Genomic DNA, 21,672 nt, shown 5'->3' with positions numbered 1-21,672 from the left:
CAACCAGCTCGACACGATCGTCTACCAGGTCGAGCAGCGGCTCACCGAACTCGGCGACCAGGTCCCCGTGCACGAGAAGGCCCGCGCCGAACAGCTCATCGCCGACGCCCGCCGCGCGCTGGAGGAGCACGNCGACGTCGACCGCGTCCGNCCGATCATCAACGATCTCCAGCAGGTCCTCTACGGCCTCCCGGCCGGCGCGCAGCGCGAGACGGCACCGACGGCCAGCGGCGGCGCCGGAGCCGGAGCCGGAGCTGGAGGCGGCGGAGCTGGAGCCGGTGGACCGGNCGAGACCTCGGCCGGTGGGGACGACGTCATCGACGCCGACTTCACCACGCATGACGATGGGTGAGAACCGATCGGATGCCGAGCGGCCCGAGACCACCCCGGCACCCGACCTCGCCGCGAAGCTCGAGCAGTGCCAGGCCAGCCACCTGCGGACCCTCGCCGACTTCGACAACTACCGTCGGCGGACCGGACGCGAGATCGGCGCCGCGAAGGCAGCCGAGCGGGATCGTGTGGTTCTCGCGTGGGTGCCGGTGCTGGATCACCTTGAGCTCGCCCTCTCGCACGCGGACGCCGACCCGGACTCGCTCGTCGACGGGGTACGCGGGGTACGCCAGCTCGCTCTGGGCGCGCTGCGGAACTCCGGGGTCACTCGGCTCGACGACGAGACCGGCGCCTTCGACCCGACCCGTCACGAGGTCGGCGCCGTCGTCGACAGCGGCTCGACGTCCCGTCCTCCCCCGGCGGGCACCGTCGTGGAGGTGCTCCGCCCGGGCTACCAGGCCGACGGCCGCGTACTGCGCCCCGCGTCCGTGGCCNTGAGCGCCGGACCGAAACCGAACAACGGACCAGAATCGAACAACGGAGCAAAATCGAACGACGGGCCAAGGCGGGATACCGGGTCGGAACCAGGAAAGGGACCAGAACCGGATACCGAGTCGGAAGCATCGTGACATGAGCAGCGGCCAGACCACGAATCGGGCCAACGAGGACTTCTACGAGATCCTCGGGGTTCCCCGGAACGCCGACGCCGACGCGATCCAGCGGGCGTACCGGAAACTCGCCCGCCAGTACCACCCCGACGTCAACTCCGATCCTGGGGCCGAGGAGCGGTTCAAGGACCTGTCGGAGGCGTATGACGTGCTCTCCGATCCCGACACCCGGGCGCGCTACGACCGGTTCGGCCGGGATTTCCGCCGGATGCCCGAAGGCGCCGAACGATGGGCGGGCGCAGGCGCGGGTGCCGGGGCGCGTGCCGGCGCCGGTGGCCCGGGCTTCCGGTTCGAGGGGTTCGAGGGGTTCGACTTCGAGGACCTGTTCGGCGGCACGGGCGGCGGCTTCTTCCGCGGCCGAGGCCGGGCGGGACCGGTGTCCGGTGCCGACCAGGAAGCCGAGATCGACGTCACCCTCGCCGAGGCCTACCAAGGCGGTCGGCGCAGGGTCACCCTGGCGGGCCCGACCGGACCTCGCGAGGTCCAGGTCACCATCCCCCCCGGAGTGATGNACGGGCAGCGGCTGCGGCTCGCGGGCCAGGGCGGCCGCGGCCGGGACGGCGGGGATCCGGGCGACCTCTACCTCGTGGTGCGGCTGGTGCCCGGCCCCCGATTCTGGGTCGAAGGCCGGGACGTGCACACCGATCTGCCCCTCGCGCCATGGGAGGGCGTGCTCGGCACGAAGGTCGCCATCACCATCCCGGACGGCGAGCAGGTGACCGTCACCGTCCAGCCCGGCACCTCCACCGGCCGCAAGCTCCGCCTGCGCGGCAAGGGCCTGCCCCGCCCGGCGCGTGGTTCGAGGCGCGGTGACCGCGCCGGCGACCTCTACGCGCACGCCCGAATCATGGTCCCGGCCAACCCCACCGCGCGGGAGACGGAGCTGTTCCGCGAGCTCGCGGAGGTCTCGTCCTTCAACCCCAGGGAGAGGTCATGACGACGCTGCTCGTGCGCGCCGGCGCCCGTACCCAGGGCCTCGACCTCGACGCGTTCTGTGGCGCGGNGCACCTGCATCCCGACCTCGTCCGACGGCTGGTGACGCTGGGTCTCCTCGACGCGGAGATCGACCCCGCCGGCCACTACACACTCGCGATGACGGCGGTGGCACGCGCCGGCCGGATCGAACGGCTGCGCCGCGACCTCGGCATCACCTACACGGCGACCGGGGTCGTGCTCGACCTGCTCGACCGGATCGACGAACTCGAACGGCTCCTCCGTGCCCGACCCGCCCGAGGCGAGGTGCATCCATGGACATGAACAAGCTGACCGAGAAGTCCCGCGAGGCTCTTGACGCCGCGCAGGCACGAGCGGTGCGCCTCGGCCAGGTCGAGGTGGACGGCGAGCACCTGCTGGCCGCGCTGCTCGAACCACCCGAGGGACTGGTGCGCCGCCTGCTGATCGCCTCGGGCGGAGATCCGGCCGCGGTCGCCGAAGCGGTCGAGAACGAACTGCGGCGCCGGCCCAGGGTGTCCGGACCCGGCGCGCGACCCGGCGAGGTGTACGTGACCCAGCGGCTGTCCCGCCTGCTGGACGCCGCCAGCAGGGAGGCCGGTCGGCTCAAGGACGAGTACGTGTCGGTCGAGCACCTCCTGCTCGCCCTCGTCGACGAGGGACAGTCCGGCGCCGCCGGCCGGATCCTCGCCCAGAACGGCCTCACCAGGGAGAAGCTGCTCGCCGCCCTGACCGAGGTGCGCGGGAACCAGCGGGTGACGTCCGCGAACCCCGAGGCCACCTACGAGGCGCTCGAGAAGTACGGCCGCGACCTGGTCGCGGAGGCCCGCGACGATCGGCTCGACCCGGTCATCGGCCGCGACTCCGAGATCCGCCGGATCGTGCAGATCCTCTCCCGCAAGACGAAGAACAATCCGGTGCTGCTCGGCGACCCCGGGGTCGGCAAGACGGCGATCGTCGAGGGCCTCGCCCAGCGCATCCACCGGGGCGATGTACCTGAGGGACTGCGCGACCGGACGGTGTTCCAGCTCGACCTGGCGGCGCTGGTCGCCGGAGCCAAGTACCGGGGCGAGTTCGAGGAGCGNCTCAAGGCCGTCCTCGGCGAGGTCAGGGCGGCCGAAGGCCGGATCCTGCTGTTCGTCGACGAGCTGCACACCGTCGTGGGCGCCGGTGCCGCCGAGGGATCGATGGACGCCGGGAACATGCTCAAGCCGATGCTCGCCCGCGGCGAACTGCACCTCATCGGCGCCACCACCGTCGAGGAGTACCGCAAGCACATCGAATCCGACGCCGCGTTCGAACGCCGCTTCCAGCCGGTGCTGGTCGACGAACCGTCGGTGGAGGACACCATCTCCATCCTGCGCGGACTGCGCGAACGGTTCGAGATCTTCCACGGCGTGCGGATCCAGGACGGTGCGTTGGTCGCCGCGGCCGTGCTGTCGCACCGCTACATCTCCGACCGGTTCCTGCCCGACAAGGCGATCGACCTCGTCGACGAGGCGTGCGCCATGCTCCGCACCGACATCGACTCGATGCCCACCGCGCTCGACGAGACCACCCNCAAGGTCACCCGGCTGGAGATCGAGGAGGCCGCGCTGGCGAAGGAGAGCGACCCGGCCAGCGTCGCCCGGCTCGACCAGCTCCGCAAGGAACTCGCCGACCTGNGCGCGGAGGCCGACGCGATGCGCGCCCAGTGGGAATCCGAGCGCCAGGCCATCCGCAAGGTTCAGGAGCTGCGCGAGGAGATCGAGCACGTCCGCCGGCGCGCGGACGAAGCCGAGCGGGCCTACGACCTCAACACCGCCGCCGAGCTGCGCCACGGCCAACTCCCGGAGCTGGAACGCCGGCTGGCCGCCGAGGAGGAACGACTGGCCGGCCGCCAGCACGGGCAACCGCTGCTGCGTGAACTGGTGACCGAGGAGGAGATCGCCGACATCGTGTCCCGCTGGACCGGCATCCCCGTCACCCGGCTCGTCGAGGGCGAGCGCGAGAAGCTGCTGCGCCTGGACGACATCCTGCATCAGCGGGTGGTCGGCCAGGACGAGGCCGTCGGCCTGGTGGCGGACGCCGTCATCCGCGCGCGCTCCGGTATCAGGGATCCCCGGCGACCGGTCGGGTCGTTCATCTTCCTGGGACCGACCGGCGTGGGGAAGACCGAGCTCGCGCGCACGCTCTCCGAGGCGCTGTTCGACGCCGAGGAGGCGATGATCCGCATCGACATGAGCGAGTACCAGGAGCGCCACACGGTCAGCCGGCTGATCGGCTCTCCTCCGGGCTATGTCGGTTACGAGGAGGGCGGGCAGCTCACCGAGGCGGTGCGCCGCAAGCCGTACTCCGTGGTCCTCTTCGACGAGATCGAAAAGGCGCATCCGGATGTGTTCAACACGCTCCTGCAGGTCCTCGACGACGGCCGGCTGACCGACGCGCGGGGCCGCACCGTGAACTTCACCAACACGGTGATCATCATGACGTCGAACATCGGCTCGCAGTGGCTGATGGACGCGGTGACGCCCGACGGCAAGATCGAACCCGAGGCGCGGGCCCGGGTGATGGCCGAGCTGNGAGAACGTTTCCGCCCCGAGTTCCTCAACCGGCTCGATGAGATCGTCCTGTTCAAGCCGCTGACCCTGGCCGAGATCGAACAGGTCGTCGACCTGCTGGTGGAGGACCTGCGCCGGCGGCTCGCGGACCGCCGGATCACCCTGGAGATCACCGAGCCGGCCCGGTTGTTCATCGCCCGGGAGGGGTTCGACCCGGTCTTCGGCGCCAGGCCGCTGCGGCGGTTCCTCCAACGCGAGGTCGAGACCCGGATCGCCCGGGCACTGGTCGCCGGCGACGTCACCGACGGCTCCCGCGTCACCGTCGACCTGATCGAGGGCCGTCTCACTGTCACGCATGACGTGCCCGCGATGCAAGGGGGATGACGGCCGCGGCGGGCGCGGTACTCAGCCGCGGGTGGACACCCCCGGCGAGGTCCTCGGCGACTCCGCCTACGGCACCGCCGAACCACCATTACCGGGTGTTGGTAACCCGTAGGATCTGGCCGTGGCGTCTGGTAGGGCCCATCCCGGTCCACCGCGTTCCGCAGGATGATGNCCTCGCTCTGGGCCGTCACGGCAACCGCGTCCAGGCCGAGATCATCGAGGCGGCTCGTGCGCTGTTCGGTGCGCGGGGCTACCACGGGGTCACAGTAGAGGCGTTCGGCGAAGCGTCCGGGCGCACCGGTACGTCGGTCTATCGGTGCTTCGCGAACAGGACCGCGATCTTTCGGGTGCTCATGGCCGACTTGTGGCCCACCGGGAGTGATGCCCTTGCGGGGCGGACCCGGATCCGCCGTCACGAAGAATCCCACCACGCCGGCGCCGACGCCGGCGGCGGAGCGGCGTTTGCGTCCGCCTGAACCGCGTCATCACCAGGCCGCGGCGCCGCCGGCGGTGCGAAGTGAGCACCGGACCGGCGACCGTCGGCGGCCCGGATCCGGGTCCGGATCGTCTCGGTGTTCACGCCGAGATCAGCAGCGACCGACTTGATCGTCGCTCCCGGACGGGACCGGCACAGCGCGACCACGTCCGCCTTGACCTCGGCGGGGTAGTACTTCATCCCCACGGGGACTCCGCTCTCCTGCGCCATCAGGATCCGGGTCACTCCGGTGTCCAGACTCCTGGGTCAGGCCCCGCTCGCGCCGCGGACCGTAGTCAGAAAGCAGTGCGTCGGTGACGCGGCTGATGCCCCCCCTGGTTGCGGCCATGGTCTCGGGCGGGATGTGGGTCAGGATGNGATGGCGCACGCTCGCCACGTAGTGAGGCTGAGCTTCGCGGGCCGCGANGCGTCCTGTGGCCGTGAGGGCCGCGACGTTNCTTCTCGCGTCGCCGGGGTCACGCCCCTTCGTGACGAGATCCCGCGTGCGCAGGCCGTCGACGACGCGGGTGATACGGCTGGGGGTGAGTCCCACCTGCCACGCCAGATCGGCCATGNGCAGGCGCTGGCCCGGCGCCTCCGCCAGGACGATCAGCACCGCGAAGTCGGTCATGGCGATCCCGGCCGCACCGGCCATGTCATCTTCGAGGAAGCGTGGCAAACCATGCACCAGGCGCCCGATCTGGCGCACGAGCTGCTCTTCCTGCGGGCTCAGCGGGATGGGCTCGGCCACTCTGCCATCTTGCCCGAGATAACTTGCCTAAGCAAGGAAACTAGGATAACACTTGCTTAGGCAAGGAAAGTGACAGGAAGAAGCTGGAGGGCACGATGACAAACCGTCCGGCCAGGCCGCTCTGGTCACGGGGGAAGCAGCGGCATCGGTGCCGCAACCGTGCGAAGGCTGGGACCAGGAGGGCGCCGACGTCGCTTTCACCTACACCAACTCTCACGAGCAGGCGGCAGCGCCGGCCGAGGAGCTCCCGGAGCTGGGACGTTCCGCGATCGGGCTGCCGGCGGACAGCGCTGACGCCGAAGCCCTGTCCGGCGCCGTGAACAGTGCGGCCGAACTTCGCCGACCGTGTCCCCATCCCCGGCGCCGTCGTGGACACGGCGAGCAAATCCGCGCTGGGCGGCCTGACGCGAGCAATGGCCCGTGAGGTCGGCCCCAGGGCATCACCGCGGTAATGGTCCAGCCCGGCTCGACCGACACCGAGGCCAACCCGGCAGACGGCCCCATGGCCGCAATCTTCCGCGATGCCACACCGCACGGCCGCTACGCGGACCCCTCGGACATCGCGGCAGCGGACCGCTCGGACCTCTCGGACATCGCGGCAACCGTCGCACACCTCGCCGGCGAAGGAGGCAGGCACANCTCCGGCACCACCATCACCGTCGACCGGAGCACACCATGACCCACCCCGTCGTCCCCTCCCCGATCGCCGTTCCCGAGGCGGACCTGCAAGACCTGCACCTCCGTCTGGACCGCACGCGCTGGCCGGCCCCCGAGACCGTCACAGACACCAGCCAGGGCCCCCAGCTTGCCAGGATCAAAAGTCTCGTGAAGTACTGGTGCACCAGCTACGACTGGCGCCTGGCCGAACAACTCCTCAACTCCTACAACCACTCCACCATCCAGATCGACGGCCTGGACATCGCCTTCCTCCACATCCGCTCACCCCACGCGGACGCCACNCCGCTGCTCATGACCCATGGCTGGCCGGGTTCCGTCCTGGAATTCCGGCACGTGATCGCCCCACTGACCCACCCCCAGGACCACGGCGGGGCCGTCAGCGATGCCTTCCACCTGGTCATTCCCAGCCTGCCCGGCTTCGGTTTCTCCCAGCCCCCCACGGAACCGGGATGGGACTTCAAGCGCACCGCGCGGGCCTGGAGCACCCTCATGGAACGGCACGGCTACCACCACTGGTACGCGCAGGGCGGCAACCTCGGCGCCGCCGTCACCGAAGAGATCGCCGCGCTGCAGNCCGCCGGACTTGAGGGTATCCACCTCAACTTCGCGACGTTCCCGCGGCGGCCACTTCGCCGCCTGGGAGGAACCCGACCTCTTCACGGCGGAAGTACGCAAAGCCGTCAGCCTCATGCGCGCGCAGCGATGAGAGTCTACGCACCGGGACGGCTGTCCGTGATGTCGCCGAGCCGCTCTTCACCGAACCTTGTGGGGCTCCAGACCCCGATTTGGGCGGTGACCTGCGCGTCTATCTGCCGGGCAGTGCCCATGTCGGGCGGNCCGGATGGTTATGGTGTGGTCGTTTACACCCTGACGCGCGACGCTCTCGGACTGATGCTGCTGCGCGTGACGAGCGAACTCGTGCCCCGAGATCCTTCTCCGTTGACGTCACCCGTGCGTCAGTGCCGGCGGACACCTCGTCTGGCTGAAGCCGGTGCCCGTCCGTCCTCTCCATGCGGNCCGCCCCAGCGGCCGTCGCACCGTCTGACAGTCCCTCGGCAATGCCGAGGGGCCGCCGCCGAGGTAGCGCGCCCGCCGGAAAGACTTCGAGTCGTCGCTCGCCAGCACAGCCGGCTCGGGGCAGGCTGGTTTTGCCCAGGCAGCGGCCCCTGGGCCTCGCGGGGCCGAGGACTTTCGGCGCTCGGCGGCTNCCCTGTCGCCACGCTGGCCGGTTGACCGTAAAACCCGTTTCATTCTATTTTCGTAGTCAGTCGGACCAATGACGGTGATCGGCCAGCGCAGGCCGACCGGACGAGATGATCGGAGTCACCACGATAACCAGATCGGACGCCGGGAACAGGCTGGCTGATGTCGGAGATCACCTGTCGAGTGCGGAACCTGGCACTCGCCGACTACGCGAGCTGGCGCGGCCACCGGTGTCACCTTGTCAGTCGTCGTCAAGGCGTCGTCGTCCGTGATCAACAAGGGCGATCTCGTCGGCATGGAGCGTCGTCACCGAGATCACCGAAAAGTCGTGGACTTTTTATGCCGACCCGTCGCGAGTCGTCGCCGGCCGGCCCGCCGCCGAGCGGGCCGCACCGTCAACCCGAACGACCCCGGAAGGATTCACTATGGGCAAGCTCGACGGCAGGGTCTCGTTGATCACCGGAACCGCGGGTGGCCAGGGCCTCAGCCACGCGGTGCGGCTGACGATCGCGGGCGCGGACGTCATCGCGGTGGACCTCTGTGAGCCGATCGCGAGCGTTCCCTTTCCGCGGGCGACGCCGGAGATTCTCGCGCAGATCGTCAAGGTGATCGACGCACTCGGTCGGGGCTGGAAATCGTACTCGGGTAGGCGGGCTTCTGCCCGTGGCACGACCTTTCGCTGGCGGGCGTGTTCGTCGATGGAACTGATGTCGACCTGATCGGCGCGNCAAACGCCGGCGCGATCGGCCNGCTGCAGAACGACCCCATCTGCAGGTCGTTCCGCCCCAGCCTGGAGANAACCACCCGCGAGGGCGCCGAGAAGGCGTTTGCGGCTTTGGAGACGATGCCGATTCCGCACATCGAGCCGAGCGCCGTCGGCTCGCTGGCGCTGTTCCTTTTCCTCGCCTCCGACGACGCCAAGCACATCACCGGCCTTAACCTGCGCCTCCACGCCGGCGGCCGGCACCAGTCGCATGGAAAGTCCGCGCGGTGCTCCTCCGGCTTGCTGGTCCACTGNCCAGAGGGGCGGCCGGCCGGGCTCGGCGACAATGAATNCTCATAGCACGTTGCACAAGATCGTTTCCTGGAGAGCGCACGGCGTGATCGATCTTTGGAGGAGTGGGTGCACCGCGACGAAACGGTACGCGCTGGGACACTTCTAATCAGCGGTAATGCATTGCTGCGCGACGGTCTCGCAAGAATGATCGAGTCAGCCGACTACGCTTTTGTTGCCGCTACGGTGGACGATGGTCACATCCTCCCTGCACTCGGAGAGGGCATCGCGAACGTCCAGGTGACGATTGTCGACGCCAGCGGCCCCTTCGAGACGGATGTGACACGGGTTGATCAGGCGATTGCTGCATATCCGCATTCTCGGGTCCTGGTGCTCGGGCGGGACAGCAACATGTCGACAGCCCAGGCCTTTCTTCGCCGCGGGGCGAGTGCTTACCTGCCGATCGCGACCCGCCGGGACCACCTGCTCGCCACCGTCTGGCTGCTTCTGAACGACCAGGATTCCAAGGTCGTCATCCTGCCTCGCGACGACGAGGGAGAGGCGCTGCCGGGCGTGCGCGAAGTACTCTCCAAGCGAGAGATGGAGGTCATAGAGATTGTGGCTGAGGCCGCGACGAACATGCAGATTGCGNGTCGGCTCGGAATCACCGAGGACACGGTCAAACGTCATGTCAGCAATATTCTGATGAAGCTGGGGGCGGTGTCGCGACTCGATGCCGTGAAAAAGGCGGGAATCCCCCTCGGAATAACTTCTTCTGCGGTATCATCCCCGCGTCGGCCGGGCGCCGCCCACCCGAACAACGACAGCAGGCCAGCTTGATCTGGTGGCCTCTGCGCATTGATGGCCCCTGCGCNGGCAGTGGCTGGTCCTGGGTGTTGGCCCGGTGGCGGCACCGCTACCGGGACCAGCGCAGGATGCGGTCGAGTGCTGCGGCGGGGGCGGAGCGGGGNGGGGNGAGGNGAGGNGAGGATCGTCGGTAAGCACTCCTCGGCGAGTGCCGGTCACGATCACAGGAGCAGGTCGTTGAGTTCGAACAAGGGAACGCGGCCCACCAACCGCACCGCGGGGTCGTCGTAGGTCAACCTGAAGTAGGCGTAGTTATCCATGACCGAGGCGGTGTTGGCGGCACGGTCCTTCGGATGTGGCCAGTGCAGCGATGCCGCCTCGCGGCTGAGGACAAATCGCGTGCCCGCTCGATGCAACCGGTAGCCGAGATCGATGTCCTCGGCCCCCCAGGATCGGTACGCCTCGTCGAACATTCCGACCTCGCAGAGCTGACTCGTTCTGGCCGACGCGTTGCAGGTCCAGTAGACGACCCAGGGCGCGGGCAGACCACCGAAGGAGTCCGAATATTTCCGGTAGNACGTCTCGCGNGGATCCTCCCATCTGGACNCGAGGGAGAGTCCGGCCAATTCTTCGTCCAGACGGGTCAGATCGATTCCCTTGCGGATCGCATCGGCATCGTGATCATCGAAGCTCAGTCCGTAGACGTATCCGCAGACGGCCGTCGAACAGGATTGAGCGGCATGGACATTCACATGGGCGCGCAGGCATTCGGAATGCGNAATTACACCGCAGTCGAGGAAGACGCAGATGTNCGAGCTCGCGTTGGCTATACCGACATTACGCGCCTTGGCCGCACGGTACCCCGCGTCCTGCTGCGTGAAGTAGCGGAGCGTGAGGTAGGAGCTGTATTGTTCGACCACGTCAGGCGTCGAGTCGCTGGAGNCGTCATCGACAACCANAACCTCGAATTGCTGTACGTTGATGCTCTGTCTAAGAAGCGATGCCAACGTGTAGTCGAGTAACCTTGCTCGATTGTATGTCGGGACAATGACGCTACAGAGTAGCCGCCCATTCATGAACCATTCCCGCCTGCTCGACTCAGCCCTGTCGACCTAGCGTCAGGGTACGCAGAGCCTCGCCTTTTATGATGTTCGGGTTCCTTGAAGCGGAAGGGAATGTCAAGTAGTTCTGGCCATTGGGCGGGCNCCACGAAGCCGGCTCCAAGAGCATCCGTACAGAGTCCCAGCAGTCGTGCGGAGGCCTCTGCAAGCTGCTCCGCGGGTACGAATCTTCGCAGCTTTCCGGCCGGTATGGTCTCCAACGCCTGACGTGCCCAGGGGCGCTTCAATCCTATGTCCAGGACGTCGCGATCGGGACCGCCGAGAAGTTGTGACGCGACTGCCCCGAGAATGAATGAGGTTATCCACAACTGAAAGACGAAAGGGTGACTGAGACCTGACACCGGCGGCGCTGCCTGCGGATTCTTCGCCAGGTCCTCGCGGAATTTTCCGACGATGTCGGACTTGGACATTCCACAATCGCCGAGTACTTCGTGAGACGTCATGCTCCATGTCGATTCATCTCCCCGACCCTCCCTGAAGAAGACAATGGAGAAGCCGGAGAGGCTCTCGAAGTGAGGGATGCATCGCGACTCCACCGTTCCGCTTTCGAGGGCTCCGGACACTTNCTCACCATTACGTGGAAAGACTACCGATCTGCGCACCCCGAACATGACATCGTGTAGCAGCAGGCTGTCCGCATCCGCATGCTCGACCAAGTTGGGGCAACACACACTGGCGGTCATCTCCTTACTCCGAAGAAAGTGGGCCATGGCCTGATTGTCGGGGACGGTGGACGGAAGGGNCTCTGCGAACTCCNCAAACTCAAGGGCCAGCGGAGCCGGCAGCAACAGCGCTTGGGTGGGAATGTAGGGATCCATCACCGGGGCCCAGGACGCACCGCTCAGAGCTGCCAGCCGTACCAGCTGACCAGAGCGAGATGCCCAGTTGGCAAAGAACGACAGCGGCCCGGATGGCCCTGAGGCGATCGCCTGATATGCTGCCGCGGCGAACTCGTCGCATAGCTCCACGTCGTCCTGCAGCACCAGATGATGCGTCGCGCTCTCGGCGACCGTCTTCCATGCCAGCCTCGCGGTCCGCAATGTGGCCGGCGGCCCGGAAGGATCCGGATCATGTACGATCCGCATCTCCAGTTCCGGATACTGACTCTGCAGCCGGCGGGCCGCCTCATCCCGCCGCGGATGGGTCATCACGACCGTCGATAGCCGAACAGATTGGCGCGTCAATTTGCCTCCAAGGCAGGCGCGGATGGCAGGAAGTTTACAGCGTGAAATCGATCGACTCCCCGCGGATTTCGTGCCGACACGCCAGCTCGCGGAGCAGCGCGCCGTGTATCTCCGAGCTCCGGTGGCAGCTGCATAGCCAGCGGTCGTTGTCGCTGATCGCCACGATTTCACTCCCTCGACGGGGCCCCACCGGGTCACAGCAGGTGGTCACGGATCGCGTAGATCCCCGGTCGCTTCAACGCCCGGCATTGCCCTGGCGGCTTGCCTCGGCATTGAACATACTGGCCGCATGGTTGAAGATGAGGCGTTCCTCGAGCAGGCGCGGGCTGATCCCGCGGCCGAGGTCGGCGACCTGTCGGTCGATCATCTCGTCTACATCGAATTCCTTGCTCGACACCAGGTGGAGAAGCTCCAGCGGCCGGGCGTTCANCAGGAGGGGCCCGGAGCCGGGTGGCATCGGAATGCGTTGCAGGCCGATCATCCGTTTGGGCCCCTCGCCGACGGTGTAGGAGCCGCGGATGAACATCGTCTCCCAGCCGAAGTCAAAGAAATATGAACCGTCGTCCGTATCCAGTTCGATCGCAAAATGCAGGAGCGGCGGTTCGGTCTTTGACGACTGGAACTCATGCGCGACCACCGTGTGGGGAATGTCGTTCACGCACAGCGCGGTGGAGGCGACGACCGTACGCTCCGGGCACGGCCGCACACCGAAGGTGATCCCCTCGGAAAGGATCTCCGCCGGCGTGCGGCGCAGGAACCGCTCACGCAGCCACCGCTCGTCCACCTCGGCCTTCCGTACGTGCCGGTGCACCCATTCGATGATGTGGAGCGCCATGTCCAGGGGCCGTCCCCACAGCGCGGGCAGCTCGACCGGGGACGGCTCCACCGGGAAGACCCTGGCCGCCCATACCCGGGACGCGGGTTCGGGGAGAGGTGCCGTGTTCGGCTCGTGCGGGGCCTGCGGGGCCTGCGGGGCCTGCGGGGCCGCTTCGGGCAACGAGCAGGCGCTGCCGGTCGTCATCGGGCCTTCCTTCACGTCCGTTCTCCTTCGCCTGCGTCGGCCACATCACAGCGCCCCGGCACGGGCCCGGTAGTCGCTCCTACGCCGCGTCGGTCCGAAGGGCCNCTGAGCGCGACCCGGGCGAGCGGCGGAACGGGGGCGGGAAGCACGGCCAGGCGTGCCGGAAGCGTGNCCGCCTGTCCGGCGAGCACGGAGGCCCACGCCACCCCGCGATCCACGGGAAGACGGTCCAGGCTCGCGCCCGCGAACCGGGTGGTGCCCGCCGCGGCGTCGTCGACCTCGAGGCCCTCCCACAGCGGCCATTCGACGTACTGGGCCACAACCCCGGGGCGCTCCGCCCGCAGCCGCGACACGGATCGGGCGAGATACTCGTTGGCGGCCGAACGCCCCGTGCCAGCCGGCGGGCCCAGCATGGCGACCGGCGAACCGTGCGCGATGACCAGGCGGACGCCGTCCCCGGCGGCGGACAGCAGGTTGTCGAAGCCCACGACCTCCGCTGCCACGGCCGCTTCCCACTCTCCGGCGGGCGTGTCGGCGATCCCGCCGGACCGTCCGCTGCCCGCGATGTGAACCACGGTGCGGACCGTCACCGCGTCGAGGCGGAGCCGTTCGCCGAACTCGCGCATCCCCCGGGCAGCGCGGACATCCACCCCGACGTGGNGTACCCGGATGCCGGCGGCCCGGAGGCGGGTCACCATCGCCTGGACCTCCACCGCGTCCAGCGCCCGGCGCGACGGGCCGCCGACGGGGGAAGTCGGACCGAGCAGGAAGAGTTGTCCGGGCGCCGGACCGGCCAGCCCTTCGGCGGCGGAGCACACGATGCGGGCGACGATGCCGCTCACATCGCCGGATACCACCACGGCGGCGTCCGGCTCCCNCAGAGCGTCCAGCACACCCGTGCCGGGCGGGGCCGAACCGGCGTCCACGACCGACGACCGCACGGGCACAAGGTCCGTCGCCAGGTAGCCGGCTCCGCTCAGGCCGAGCTCGTGGTGACCGGCGNGCGGGCGCCCCAAGCCGACGATTCGGCTCGCGAGCGCCGCGGATCTCTGGTCCCCGACGTCGACCACGGCGATCCCGGACTCCGGGTACTCCTGGCCCAGCGCGCTCGCGAAGCCGGTGAGCGCCCCGTTACCCGGGTCGCCCAGTTCATCCAGGCCACCGCCCGATCCGACGACCACGATCATACCGCCGAGGCCGTGTTCCTCCCAGCCTTCCACCAGCCCACGGGCCGCAGCCCGCAGGCAGGCCAGCTCGGCCATGGTGCGAGCCCCGTGGACGCTGCTCACCGCCGCCGGCGTGACCGCGGGCACCGACACCCAGACCAGCCACCGCGGGCCCGGCTGCTCACGCAACATCCGGGCCACTTCTCCTATCGGGCTCGCGCCTTCACNNCCAGTGAGCTCGGCCACCTCCACGATCCGCGTACGTGCCCCAGCCGCGGACAGTTCCCGGGCGAACCGCGCCGCGAGCGGACCCACGCGGGCGGTGGCCACCACCACGGATGCGCCGNCCCACGGTGCGCCCCCGAAGGGCAGGCACCGGACTGACACCGGGGTGCACAGATGGAAAGCGAGCGCGACATCCGCCTCCCGGGGTCCGGCGTCGAACCATGACATCGTCGCATCTCCAATATGCTCATAAACGTCTCACGGCACGCGAACCGAATATCGACCGACGAGACGCTCGGGGTCAGATCCGGGATCACGAGACCCGTCGCCGTAGAACCGATCCGCCTGGCGGAACCGGCGAGCTCCGGTAGTAGCTGAGTAGCCAGCGGTCGTCGTCGCTGATCGTCACGCGCGCGAAGTCCTCAGCGTGNCCGATGGTGGCGTCGACCGGGATGCACGTCGCAGACTTGACGGCGTCAAACCAGCGAGGCCGGCTTGCACCGCCGTCTGGCCGACAGCCACCACGTCGCGATTCTCCGGGACCAGCGTGAACACGAGACTGTCGAGCTGATTGTCGTGAGCCAACGTTATGACTCCGTCCGCAGGCGACGAGAATTCTTCTCACCCTAACACCGGCAGGGACGACGGGACCTGTCCACCGGTTGTCACTAAAGTTGTAACACGAAAGTGAAATACCACAGTTGACCGACGCGACTCGTTGGCGCGGTACGGTGCGTCTACCGCCTTACCCGGGAGCAGCGCCTGGTCGCGCTGTGGCGCCGACCGAGATTCCGGCGCGCTGGCGGGACATCGTTGTCGAGGATCGTGAGCTCTCCGAGCGACTCAGCCGGCTCGACCGGAGCCTCGTCCAGCAGCGAATTGTCGTCTGCAGACCAAGGCCGGACAGAAGGAAGGCTGGACCTCATTCGGCGCAGGTCTCCGGCCCGTCGCCCATCGCGTGTTACCGCGCACTCACGATACGCAAAGGATCAATATGTCGCGTGGCATCGAAGATCATGNCACATCGACCGGTCAGGCGGAATCGGTGCCGGCCGGTGTGCGGCCAGCGAGGACAGCGGCCCGGAGTCCGGCGTACTATGCCGAGCTGAAGAGGCGGAACGCCGAGCTGAATCTCGCCGAGATGCGGGCCGGAGAGATCGAGCTCCGCAGCATGCCACGTTATGTTCTGGTCGAGCTGACCCAGGGCTGCAACCTCCGCTGCCCCATGTGCAGATCCCATGCCATCGGCTACCGCGAACGTGAAATGCCACGAAGCTTCCTCGCCGAGGTGGTCGAGGTCTTGTTTCCCACCGCCCAGATGGTGGACATCCGCGGCTGGGGCGAGAGCCTGCTCGCCCCCGAAATTGACGACGTGATCAGGGCAGTGGACGCGCATCGCTCCCAGTGCCGCGTCGTCACCAACCTCTCGTTCAACCGACCCGCAACTCTCGATCTTCTGGCCGACGTGGGCGCAATGGTGGACGTGTCCCTCGACTCGGTACACCAGGATGTCCTGGGCGTCGTCCGCCAGGGCNCACGCTTCTCGGCCATCGACCGTAATCTCCGCCGACTGGCCGGCCGTTACTCCAGTGNCGCCGGGCACGGGTCGCTGCGGATCACTGCGACCGTCCAGCGGGCCACGCTGGCGGGCCTGAACGACCTCGTGCGCTACTCGGNCGACTTGGGCGGAATTCCGATCGTGCTCCATGCGGTCACGCTGAGCGCCGACGACCCCAACGCTCTCACCGGCCTGGACGACCAGGTAGATGCGACGATCATGGAGGCGGCTCGGGAGGCCGCGCGCCTCGGGGTGGAGCTGTACGCGGGCTCACGGTTCGGCCGACGGGTCGGCATCAAGAAGGACATCCCGTTCTGCATGCACCCCTGGTCGTACGTGACGGTCGGCTACGACGGCAGCGTGGGTTACTGTGACTATCTCATCGGACCGATGATGCAGTACTCATGTATGGGTGATATGACCGTCGAGGGCTTCACCCAGATATGGAATGGCAAGCCGTGGCGGGATCTCCGGCAGTGGCATGGGGCGGGCCATCTGCCGGACGACCAGCGGTNCGGTCCCTGCACCCAATGCTACGCGCATCGCAATGTCGACTTCGAGGACCTGTTCGAGCCGCGCCTGGAGCGCTACCTTCTGACCGGAATTCCCGACGGCCAGGCGCCCACAGTGGAGGCGACACCGTGAGCGTCCACCTGGTGGACGAGCTCTGGCTCGGCGGCGCCGACAGAAGAGTAGCGGGGAAAACATGGTGGAAACCGAGAGGATTCTTGTCACGGGTGCTGCCGGCCGCATCGGCCAGATGCTGNGACCGAGGCTGACGCGACCTGGCCGAACACTGCGGCTGCTCGATATTCGCCCTGTCGAGGGACTCGGCGAGGCTGAAGAATTTCATTGTGGATCGGTGACGGACCTGGCCGTCATGGAGCAGGCCTGCGCGGGCGTCGACGTCGTGATTCACTTGGGCGCGATAGCCGAAGAGACCGCTTGGGAAAAAATCCTGNACACCAACATCAACGGTACGTACACCGTTTTCGAGGCCGCTCGAAGGCAAGGGGTTCCACGGGTGATCTTCGCCTCGAGTAATCACGCGGTGGGGTTCTATCCGCGATCGAAGGCGCCCGCTCCAGACTATCTCTTTCCGATGCCTGACACCTATTACGGCGTCAGCAAGGCGNCTGGCGAGGCGCTCGNCTCGCTCTACAGCAGCCGCNATGGAATGGACGTGATCTGTCTTCGCATACAATGCTGCTTCGAGAAGCCGCACAACTCGAGGATGNTCGCGACATGGCTGTCTCCCGACGATGCGGGAAGCCTTTTCGAAGCAGCAATCAGTGTAAACGAACCAGGATATCGCGTGGTCTGGGGAGTATCGGCCAACACGAGGGCCTGGTTCACCCTGGACGAAGCAAGGAGCATTGGATTCGAGCCGGCCGATGATGCCGAAGACTATCTTGACGTCGTCGGCGAACCGGACCTCGAGAGTGTCGAAGAACGGCTGCTTGGCGGCGAATTCTGCGGCGCCGAATACGATCTGGGCCATCAGGTCCAGGCCCGGCACCCCAAAGTGGAACCAAAAAGCACCTGAATAGTTGCGAGAGCGATTCCGCGTGAACCGGCTGGTGAGAGACATCCGCGAAAATCGCGGTGGAGACGGGTCATGCAACCACGGGAGGAGTGTGGGGTGGGCCGGGAAGCCGACAAGGACGTAGCCCAGTTCGACCGGTGGGCGCCGGACTATGACCGTAGCCCGATGCAGGAGCGTTTGTTCCGGCCGGTCCACGAGCGGACACTCACGCTGGTGGACGGTCTGGGTGTCTCCCCACGGCGGGTGCTCGATGTCGGCTGCGGCACGGGCAGCCTGTTGACGCTGATGAAGCGTCACTATCCCGCCGCGACGCTGGCGGGCGTCGACCCGGCACCCGGCATGATCAGCGTGGCCAGTCGGTCCGGGGTGCCGGCCACCTTGGCGCGGGCTGGCGCCGCGGCACTGCCGTTTTCTGACGCGGAGTTCGATCTGGTGACCAGCACGCTGTCCTTCCATCACTGGGCCGATCAGCGCGCAGGGGTGGCCGAAGTCGGGCGGGTACTGGCCCCGGGGGGAGTGTTTGTCCTGGCGGACTTCCACGCGGTCGGCTTCCTGCGGCCGTTCTTCACCCTCGCACGACGCCGACACCGGATGCATACGCGGCGAGAGATTGCGGACATGATGGCCGCGGCCGGGTTGTGGGTTCAGGGCTGGGCCCCGGCGCTCGATCTGGACCCGCTGATGCGGCTGCGGACCCGTCGGAGCCACCCGGCGACCGGGAGACCGCCGCTGATCACCGCGGTGATCGCCCGCCGCGCCGACGCGCCGGGCCGACGGGCGTGAACCAGACCGGCCGTCCCGGCGCATGGCCTACCGGTCCGCGATCCTCTCCCGCCCTGATCGTCAGCGGGCCGGGGCCGGCCAGTGCGGAAGGCGGGTTCAACGGATGACCTCCCCGATCGGCGGCCCCGCGGCGGCCCTGCCGCCCGGCGGCCTCGTCGTCGAGCTCGGCCGTGACGTCCGGGTGCGCGACGGCGGCCGCACCCTGGTCTGGGGGGCTCCCGCCCGGCTGCTTCATCCGCGCGCGGAGGCGGCCGCCCAGCTNACCGNCCGCCGACTACGGGTGACCGGTCCCATCTCCGAGCGGCTCGCCATGCAGATGCTGGCCAGCGGCGCGGCCCACCCGGTCATCGATNGGCTCCCGCCGACCGAGCTGGCCGAGGTCACGGTGGTGATCCCGGTCCGCGACCGGGCCCCGTCACTCGATGCGCTGATGAGCGGCCTTGGCGACCGAATCCGAACGATCGTGGTCGACGACTGCTCCCGCGAACCGCGTCCCGTCGCCGAGGTCGCGACCCGCCACCGCGCCGAACTGGTGGTGCTGCCCCGCCACCGCGGCCCGGCTGGCGCCCGTAACGCCGGGCTGGAGCGGGTGACCACCCCGTTCGTCGCCTTCGTCGACTCCGACGTCACCGTCGGCCCGGACACGATCGCCGCCCTGCTGCGCCACTTCCATCATCCCCGGGTCGCNGCCGTCGCTCCCCGGATCCTCGGGCGCGCCCAGCCCGGCCGATCGAACTGGATCTCCCGTTACGAGGATGTTCGGTCGTCCCTGGATCGCGGGCCGGCGCCCGCTCTGGTGCACCCACGCTCGCCGGTGGCCTGGCTACCCAGCGCCTGTCTTGTGGCCCGCGTCGACGCCCTCGGCACCGGCTTCACCGACGGCATGNAGGTTGCCGAGGATGTTGATCTGGTCTGGCGGCTGGCTGCCCAGGGATGGCACGTGCGCTACGAACCCTCCGCGACCGCCTGGCATGATCATCGGGTGCGGCTGATCCCGTGGCTACGCCGTAAGGCCTTCTACGGCAGCGGGGGGCGCGCTCTGGCCGAGCGCCACGGCGCCGCGGCGGCGCCCGCTGTCCTCACCCCCGCCGGGGCCGNCTTCGTCGGGGCGCTCCTGGCCCAGCGACGGTGGTCCCTGCCCGCCGCCGCCGTCGCGTCCGCCGTGCTCACCGTTCGCCTGAGGAGGCTCACCAACCGCTCGGACCACCCGGCCCTGCTCGCGGCCGAGCTCGCCGGGCACGACCTGGCCGCCGCCGTCAGGCAGACCAACCGACTCATGATGCGTCACTGGTGGCCGGTCAGCCTGGCCGCCGCGCTGGCCTCCCGGCGCGCCCGTCGAGCCGTCCTGCTGGCCGCCCTCACGGACAGCGCACTCCAGTATCGCCGCGTCCCTCCGAACCTCGGCGCGGCGCGGTTCCTGGTGGCCCGTCGCCTCGACGACCTCGCCTACGGCGCGGGGCTCTGGGCAGGCACGCTCGCGGGTCGCTCGGCCCGGCCGTTGCTGCCCGCCATCCAGCCCTGACCCTCAAGCGTCTTCCGNCGCAGATGAACANGGTTCTCACGGGTCGCGTCAAAGAGTTCGCCATTGCCGGAAGATGAGGGAGGGCTACCATGAAAGTGACCGGTGTTCCTACTGTACTGGTGGTCACTACGGGACACCGAGCCTTTCCCAAAAACGATTTGTTGCGGTGGGTAGTCGCAGCGGGGTGTGTCGGTGCTGGTGTCAGGTGGTGCGGTGGTGCTCCACGTGGAGGATCACGAGGGTGGCCTGGGCTGGACGGCCGCCGGTCAGGGTCGTCACGTCGCGGTTGCCGTGGAGGTTCTGGATCGCGCCGCCGGNGATCAGCACGATGGCCATCAGCACGCAGATCGGCAGCAGTATGCGCACGATGGTGCGGACCAGATCGACCCGAAGTTGCCCAGCTGGTCGGTGTTCTTCNGGGCGAACCCGCGCACCAGTGCGATCACCACCGCGATACCCACCGCGGCGGAGACGCAGTTCTGCACACCCAGCCCGGCCATCTGGACCAGATGACCCATCGTCGACTCGCCGGAGTATGCCTGCCAGTTCGTGTTGGTGGTGAGACTGATCGCCGTGTTCCAGGCGAGCGCCGGCTTGACCGCACGCTGCGGGCGTACACCGCCCAGCGCTGCTCGGCGTCCGGGTCCACTCCGACCAGCCGGTAAATACCCCGCTCGACCCGCAGGTGCTTCCTGCTCGTGTACACCCGGGCCACGTAGTCACCCAGCGGTCGATAGGTCAGCGCGAGGGCCAGCACCATCGAGACGATGAAGACGACGCCCGCGGCATTCGTGCCCATCTAGAAATCCAATGCCCTCTTCCATGACTACGACCAGGCGTTGACCGCATTCATCGGGGTCAACACGAACGCGTTCACCAGGATGGTGAACAAGGGCGATGACGGCCTCTCCGGCTGGAACTGGATGGCACCGCTGGACCTCGTCGGCAGCGCCTCAGACGGTTCTTATTGTGGTGCGTCAGGCCCACCAGGTTCGAGTCCCCCACGGCTCACCAGCCTGCCTGACACTGGCCCGATCCGGCAGGTGAACGTGCAGGTAACCACCCAAATCGGGGTTCTGGAGCCCCACCCAGGCTGACGGGGGCGACCTGGGCTCTCGGCATCGTTCCCTGGGCGATCCGCCGGACATCCTCGCNGGTATCCGCGTGATCACATAACCTGTTGTAAACCGGATTTCCTCACCGGGCCGCCGGCAACCGATAGCATTGCGCATCATTCGGGGAAGGTGTGCCTTTAGCTGATGCCGCGATGAAGCGCCGTACCCAGGCCGCAGATCTTGCTTCTGACTCGTCGGCACGCCGTTGACCTGGTGGCGCGTCGCCGTCTATTTCCATCTTCTGGGAAGCCTTCCGATGCTTTGCACCTGGACCCAAAACCGGAACTCCGGCGGTTGAGAGGCCAAAGAGTTAACCTTCTGATTTCTCTGGAGCTTCGACTCCGTCAACTATCCCGCGGGTAACCCGCACGGCCGGCTGCGCCGATTCAACGGACTGACCAGCTAGGTTGTGGCTCGCAGTAGTGGGGTCAATGAAATTTGNGAGAAAGGGTACGGAATGAAGAAGAGGACCGGACGTTACGCCGCTCTTCTCACGATGTCTGGTGTCGCGACCGGCGCCGTCCTGCTCGGTCCGGGCGTGGCCATGGCACAGGCCGCGGAGCCGACCGTGGCTNCTCCCCCCNCAGGAGNTGCCGAGGCCGCCGGCATCCAGGACCCGTTGTTCCCGGCCTCCTGGCGGTGGGATGCGG

6 protein-coding genes and 23 pseudogenes are annotated in these 21,672 nt (G+C 67.9%); 20 read left to right on the top strand and 9 right to left on the bottom strand.

The features are described 5' to 3' along the window. From UK94_RS49405 to UK94_RS49355, 12 genes and pseudogenes are all read left to right on the top strand, one after another. A pseudogene (locus tag UK94_RS49405) lies at window positions 1-131 on the top strand (hypothetical protein); the annotation flags it as partial. Window positions 132-151: 20 nt separating this feature from the next. Continuing rightward, window positions 152-287, top strand: a pseudogene (locus tag UK94_RS49395) (hypothetical protein); the annotation flags it as partial. Window positions 288-338: 51 nt separating this feature from the next. Next, window positions 339-824 (top strand): annotated as a pseudogene (locus UK94_RS12385) (nucleotide exchange factor GrpE); the annotation flags it as partial. Window positions 825-960: 136 nt separating this feature from the next. Next, window positions 961-1,509: pseudogene (locus tag UK94_RS49385) on the top strand (DnaJ domain-containing protein); the annotation flags it as partial. Between the two features lies 1 nt (window position 1,510). Next, window positions 1,511-1,935 (top strand): DnaJ C-terminal domain-containing protein (locus tag UK94_RS49380; protein WP_313949491.1); only part of this gene is annotated, 425 nt, incomplete at its 5' end. Next, a pseudogene (locus tag UK94_RS73620) lies at window positions 1,932-2,001 on the top strand (hypothetical protein); the annotation flags it as partial. The gene UK94_RS49380 and the pseudogene UK94_RS73620, both read left to right, overlap by 4 nt. 1 nt (window position 2,002) lies before the next feature. Continuing rightward, a partial coding sequence (locus tag UK94_RS12375) for a chaperone modulator CbpM (protein ID WP_268761317.1) occupies window positions 2,003-2,255 on the top strand: 253 nt, incomplete at its 5' end. Next, window positions 2,246-3,033 (top strand): annotated as a pseudogene (locus tag UK94_RS49375) (Clp protease N-terminal domain-containing protein); the annotation flags it as partial. The gene UK94_RS12375 and the pseudogene UK94_RS49375, both read left to right, overlap by 10 nt. 1 nt (window position 3,034) lies before the next feature. Beyond that, a pseudogene (locus UK94_RS49370) lies at window positions 3,035-3,509 on the top strand (type VI secretion system ATPase TssH); the annotation flags it as partial. Between the two features lies 1 nt (window position 3,510). Next, a pseudogene (locus UK94_RS49365) lies at window positions 3,511-3,613 on the top strand (hypothetical protein); the annotation flags it as partial. A 1-nt stretch (window position 3,614) separates the two neighbouring features. After that, a pseudogene (locus UK94_RS49360) lies at window positions 3,615-4,510 on the top strand (AAA family ATPase); the annotation flags it as partial. A gap of 1 nt (window position 4,511) precedes the next feature. After that, window positions 4,512-4,873 (top strand): annotated as a pseudogene (locus UK94_RS49355) (type VI secretion system ATPase TssH); the annotation flags it as partial. A 412-nt stretch (window positions 4,874-5,285) separates the two neighbouring features. Here the strand turns inward: UK94_RS49355 and UK94_RS33715 are convergent. After that, window positions 5,286-5,594, bottom strand: coding sequence for a transposase (locus tag UK94_RS33715; RefSeq protein ID WP_011603752.1), 309 nt, complete (start codon window positions 5,592-5,594; stop codon window positions 5,286-5,288). Window positions 5,595-8,405: 2,811 nt separating this feature from the next. Here UK94_RS33715 and UK94_RS49350 point away from each other — a divergent pair. Beyond that, window positions 8,406-8,707, top strand: a pseudogene (locus UK94_RS49350) (SDR family mycofactocin-dependent oxidoreductase); the annotation flags it as partial. 1,295 nt (window positions 8,708-10,002) lie between these two features. Here the strand turns inward: UK94_RS49350 and UK94_RS49345 are convergent. The 5 genes and pseudogenes from UK94_RS49345 to UK94_RS12330 all read right to left on the bottom strand — a co-directional run. Further along, window positions 10,003-10,357 (bottom strand): annotated as a pseudogene (locus UK94_RS49345) (galactosyltransferase-related protein); the annotation flags it as partial. Between the two features lie 31 nt (window positions 10,358-10,388). Further along, window positions 10,389-10,559: pseudogene (locus UK94_RS49335) on the bottom strand (glycosyl transferase); the annotation flags it as partial. A 34-nt stretch (window positions 10,560-10,593) separates the two neighbouring features. Next, window positions 10,594-10,723, bottom strand: a pseudogene (locus UK94_RS49325) (glycosyl transferase); the annotation flags it as partial. A 17-nt stretch (window positions 10,724-10,740) separates the two neighbouring features. Continuing rightward, a partial coding sequence (locus UK94_RS49315) for a glycosyltransferase family A protein (protein WP_235487729.1) occupies window positions 10,741-10,857 on the bottom strand: 117 nt, incomplete at its 3' end. Window positions 10,858-12,516: 1,659 nt separating this feature from the next. Further along, on the bottom strand, window positions 12,517-13,122 hold a 606-nt coding region (locus UK94_RS12330), incomplete at its 3' end, for a hypothetical protein (RefSeq protein ID WP_235487654.1). A 4,576-nt stretch (window positions 13,123-17,698) separates the two neighbouring features. Between UK94_RS12330 and UK94_RS12310 the strand changes: the two genes are divergently transcribed. From UK94_RS12310 to UK94_RS49285, 7 genes and pseudogenes are all read left to right on the top strand, one after another. Beyond that, window positions 17,699-18,385, top strand: coding sequence for a class I SAM-dependent methyltransferase (locus tag UK94_RS12310; RefSeq protein WP_050997086.1), 687 nt, complete (start codon window positions 17,699-17,701; stop codon window positions 18,383-18,385). 22 nt (window positions 18,386-18,407) lie between these two features. Continuing rightward, window positions 18,408-18,646, top strand: a pseudogene (locus UK94_RS49310) (hypothetical protein); the annotation flags it as partial. Window positions 18,647-18,652: 6 nt separating this feature from the next. After that, window positions 18,653-18,737, top strand: a pseudogene (locus UK94_RS49305) (hypothetical protein); the annotation flags it as partial. A 1-nt stretch (window position 18,738) separates the two neighbouring features. Further along, window positions 18,739-19,072, top strand: a pseudogene (locus UK94_RS49300) (glycosyltransferase); the annotation flags it as partial. A 1-nt stretch (window position 19,073) separates the two neighbouring features. Beyond that, a pseudogene (locus UK94_RS49295) lies at window positions 19,074-19,271 on the top strand (mycofactocin system glycosyltransferase); the annotation flags it as partial. A gap of 1 nt (window position 19,272) precedes the next feature. Further along, window positions 19,273-19,482 (top strand): annotated as a pseudogene (locus tag UK94_RS49290) (mycofactocin system glycosyltransferase); the annotation flags it as partial. Between the two features lies 1 nt (window position 19,483). Then, window positions 19,484-19,907: pseudogene (locus UK94_RS49285) on the top strand (mycofactocin system glycosyltransferase); the annotation flags it as partial. A gap of 258 nt (window positions 19,908-20,165) precedes the next feature. On the opposite strand, the pseudogene UK94_RS73615 reads toward UK94_RS49285, so the two are convergent. The 3 pseudogenes from UK94_RS73615 to UK94_RS32460 all read right to left on the bottom strand — a co-directional run. Further along, window positions 20,166-20,224, bottom strand: a pseudogene (locus UK94_RS73615) (hypothetical protein); the annotation flags it as partial. Between the two features lies 1 nt (window position 20,225). Next, window positions 20,226-20,324 (bottom strand): annotated as a pseudogene (locus UK94_RS49280) (potassium-transporting ATPase subunit KdpA); the annotation flags it as partial. 1 nt (window position 20,325) lies between these two features. Next, a pseudogene (locus UK94_RS32460) lies at window positions 20,326-20,706 on the bottom strand (potassium-transporting ATPase subunit KdpA); the annotation flags it as partial. Window positions 20,707-21,672: the final 966 nt, after the last annotated feature.

Origin of the sequence: Frankia sp. AvcI1 (genome assembly GCF_001420875.1) — a bacterium.
GTDB lineage: Bacteria > Actinomycetota > Actinomycetes > Frankiales > Frankiaceae > Frankia > Frankia alni.
Note: the sequence above shows the minus strand (reverse complement) of the source record. Positions and strands in the feature narration are given on the sequence as shown.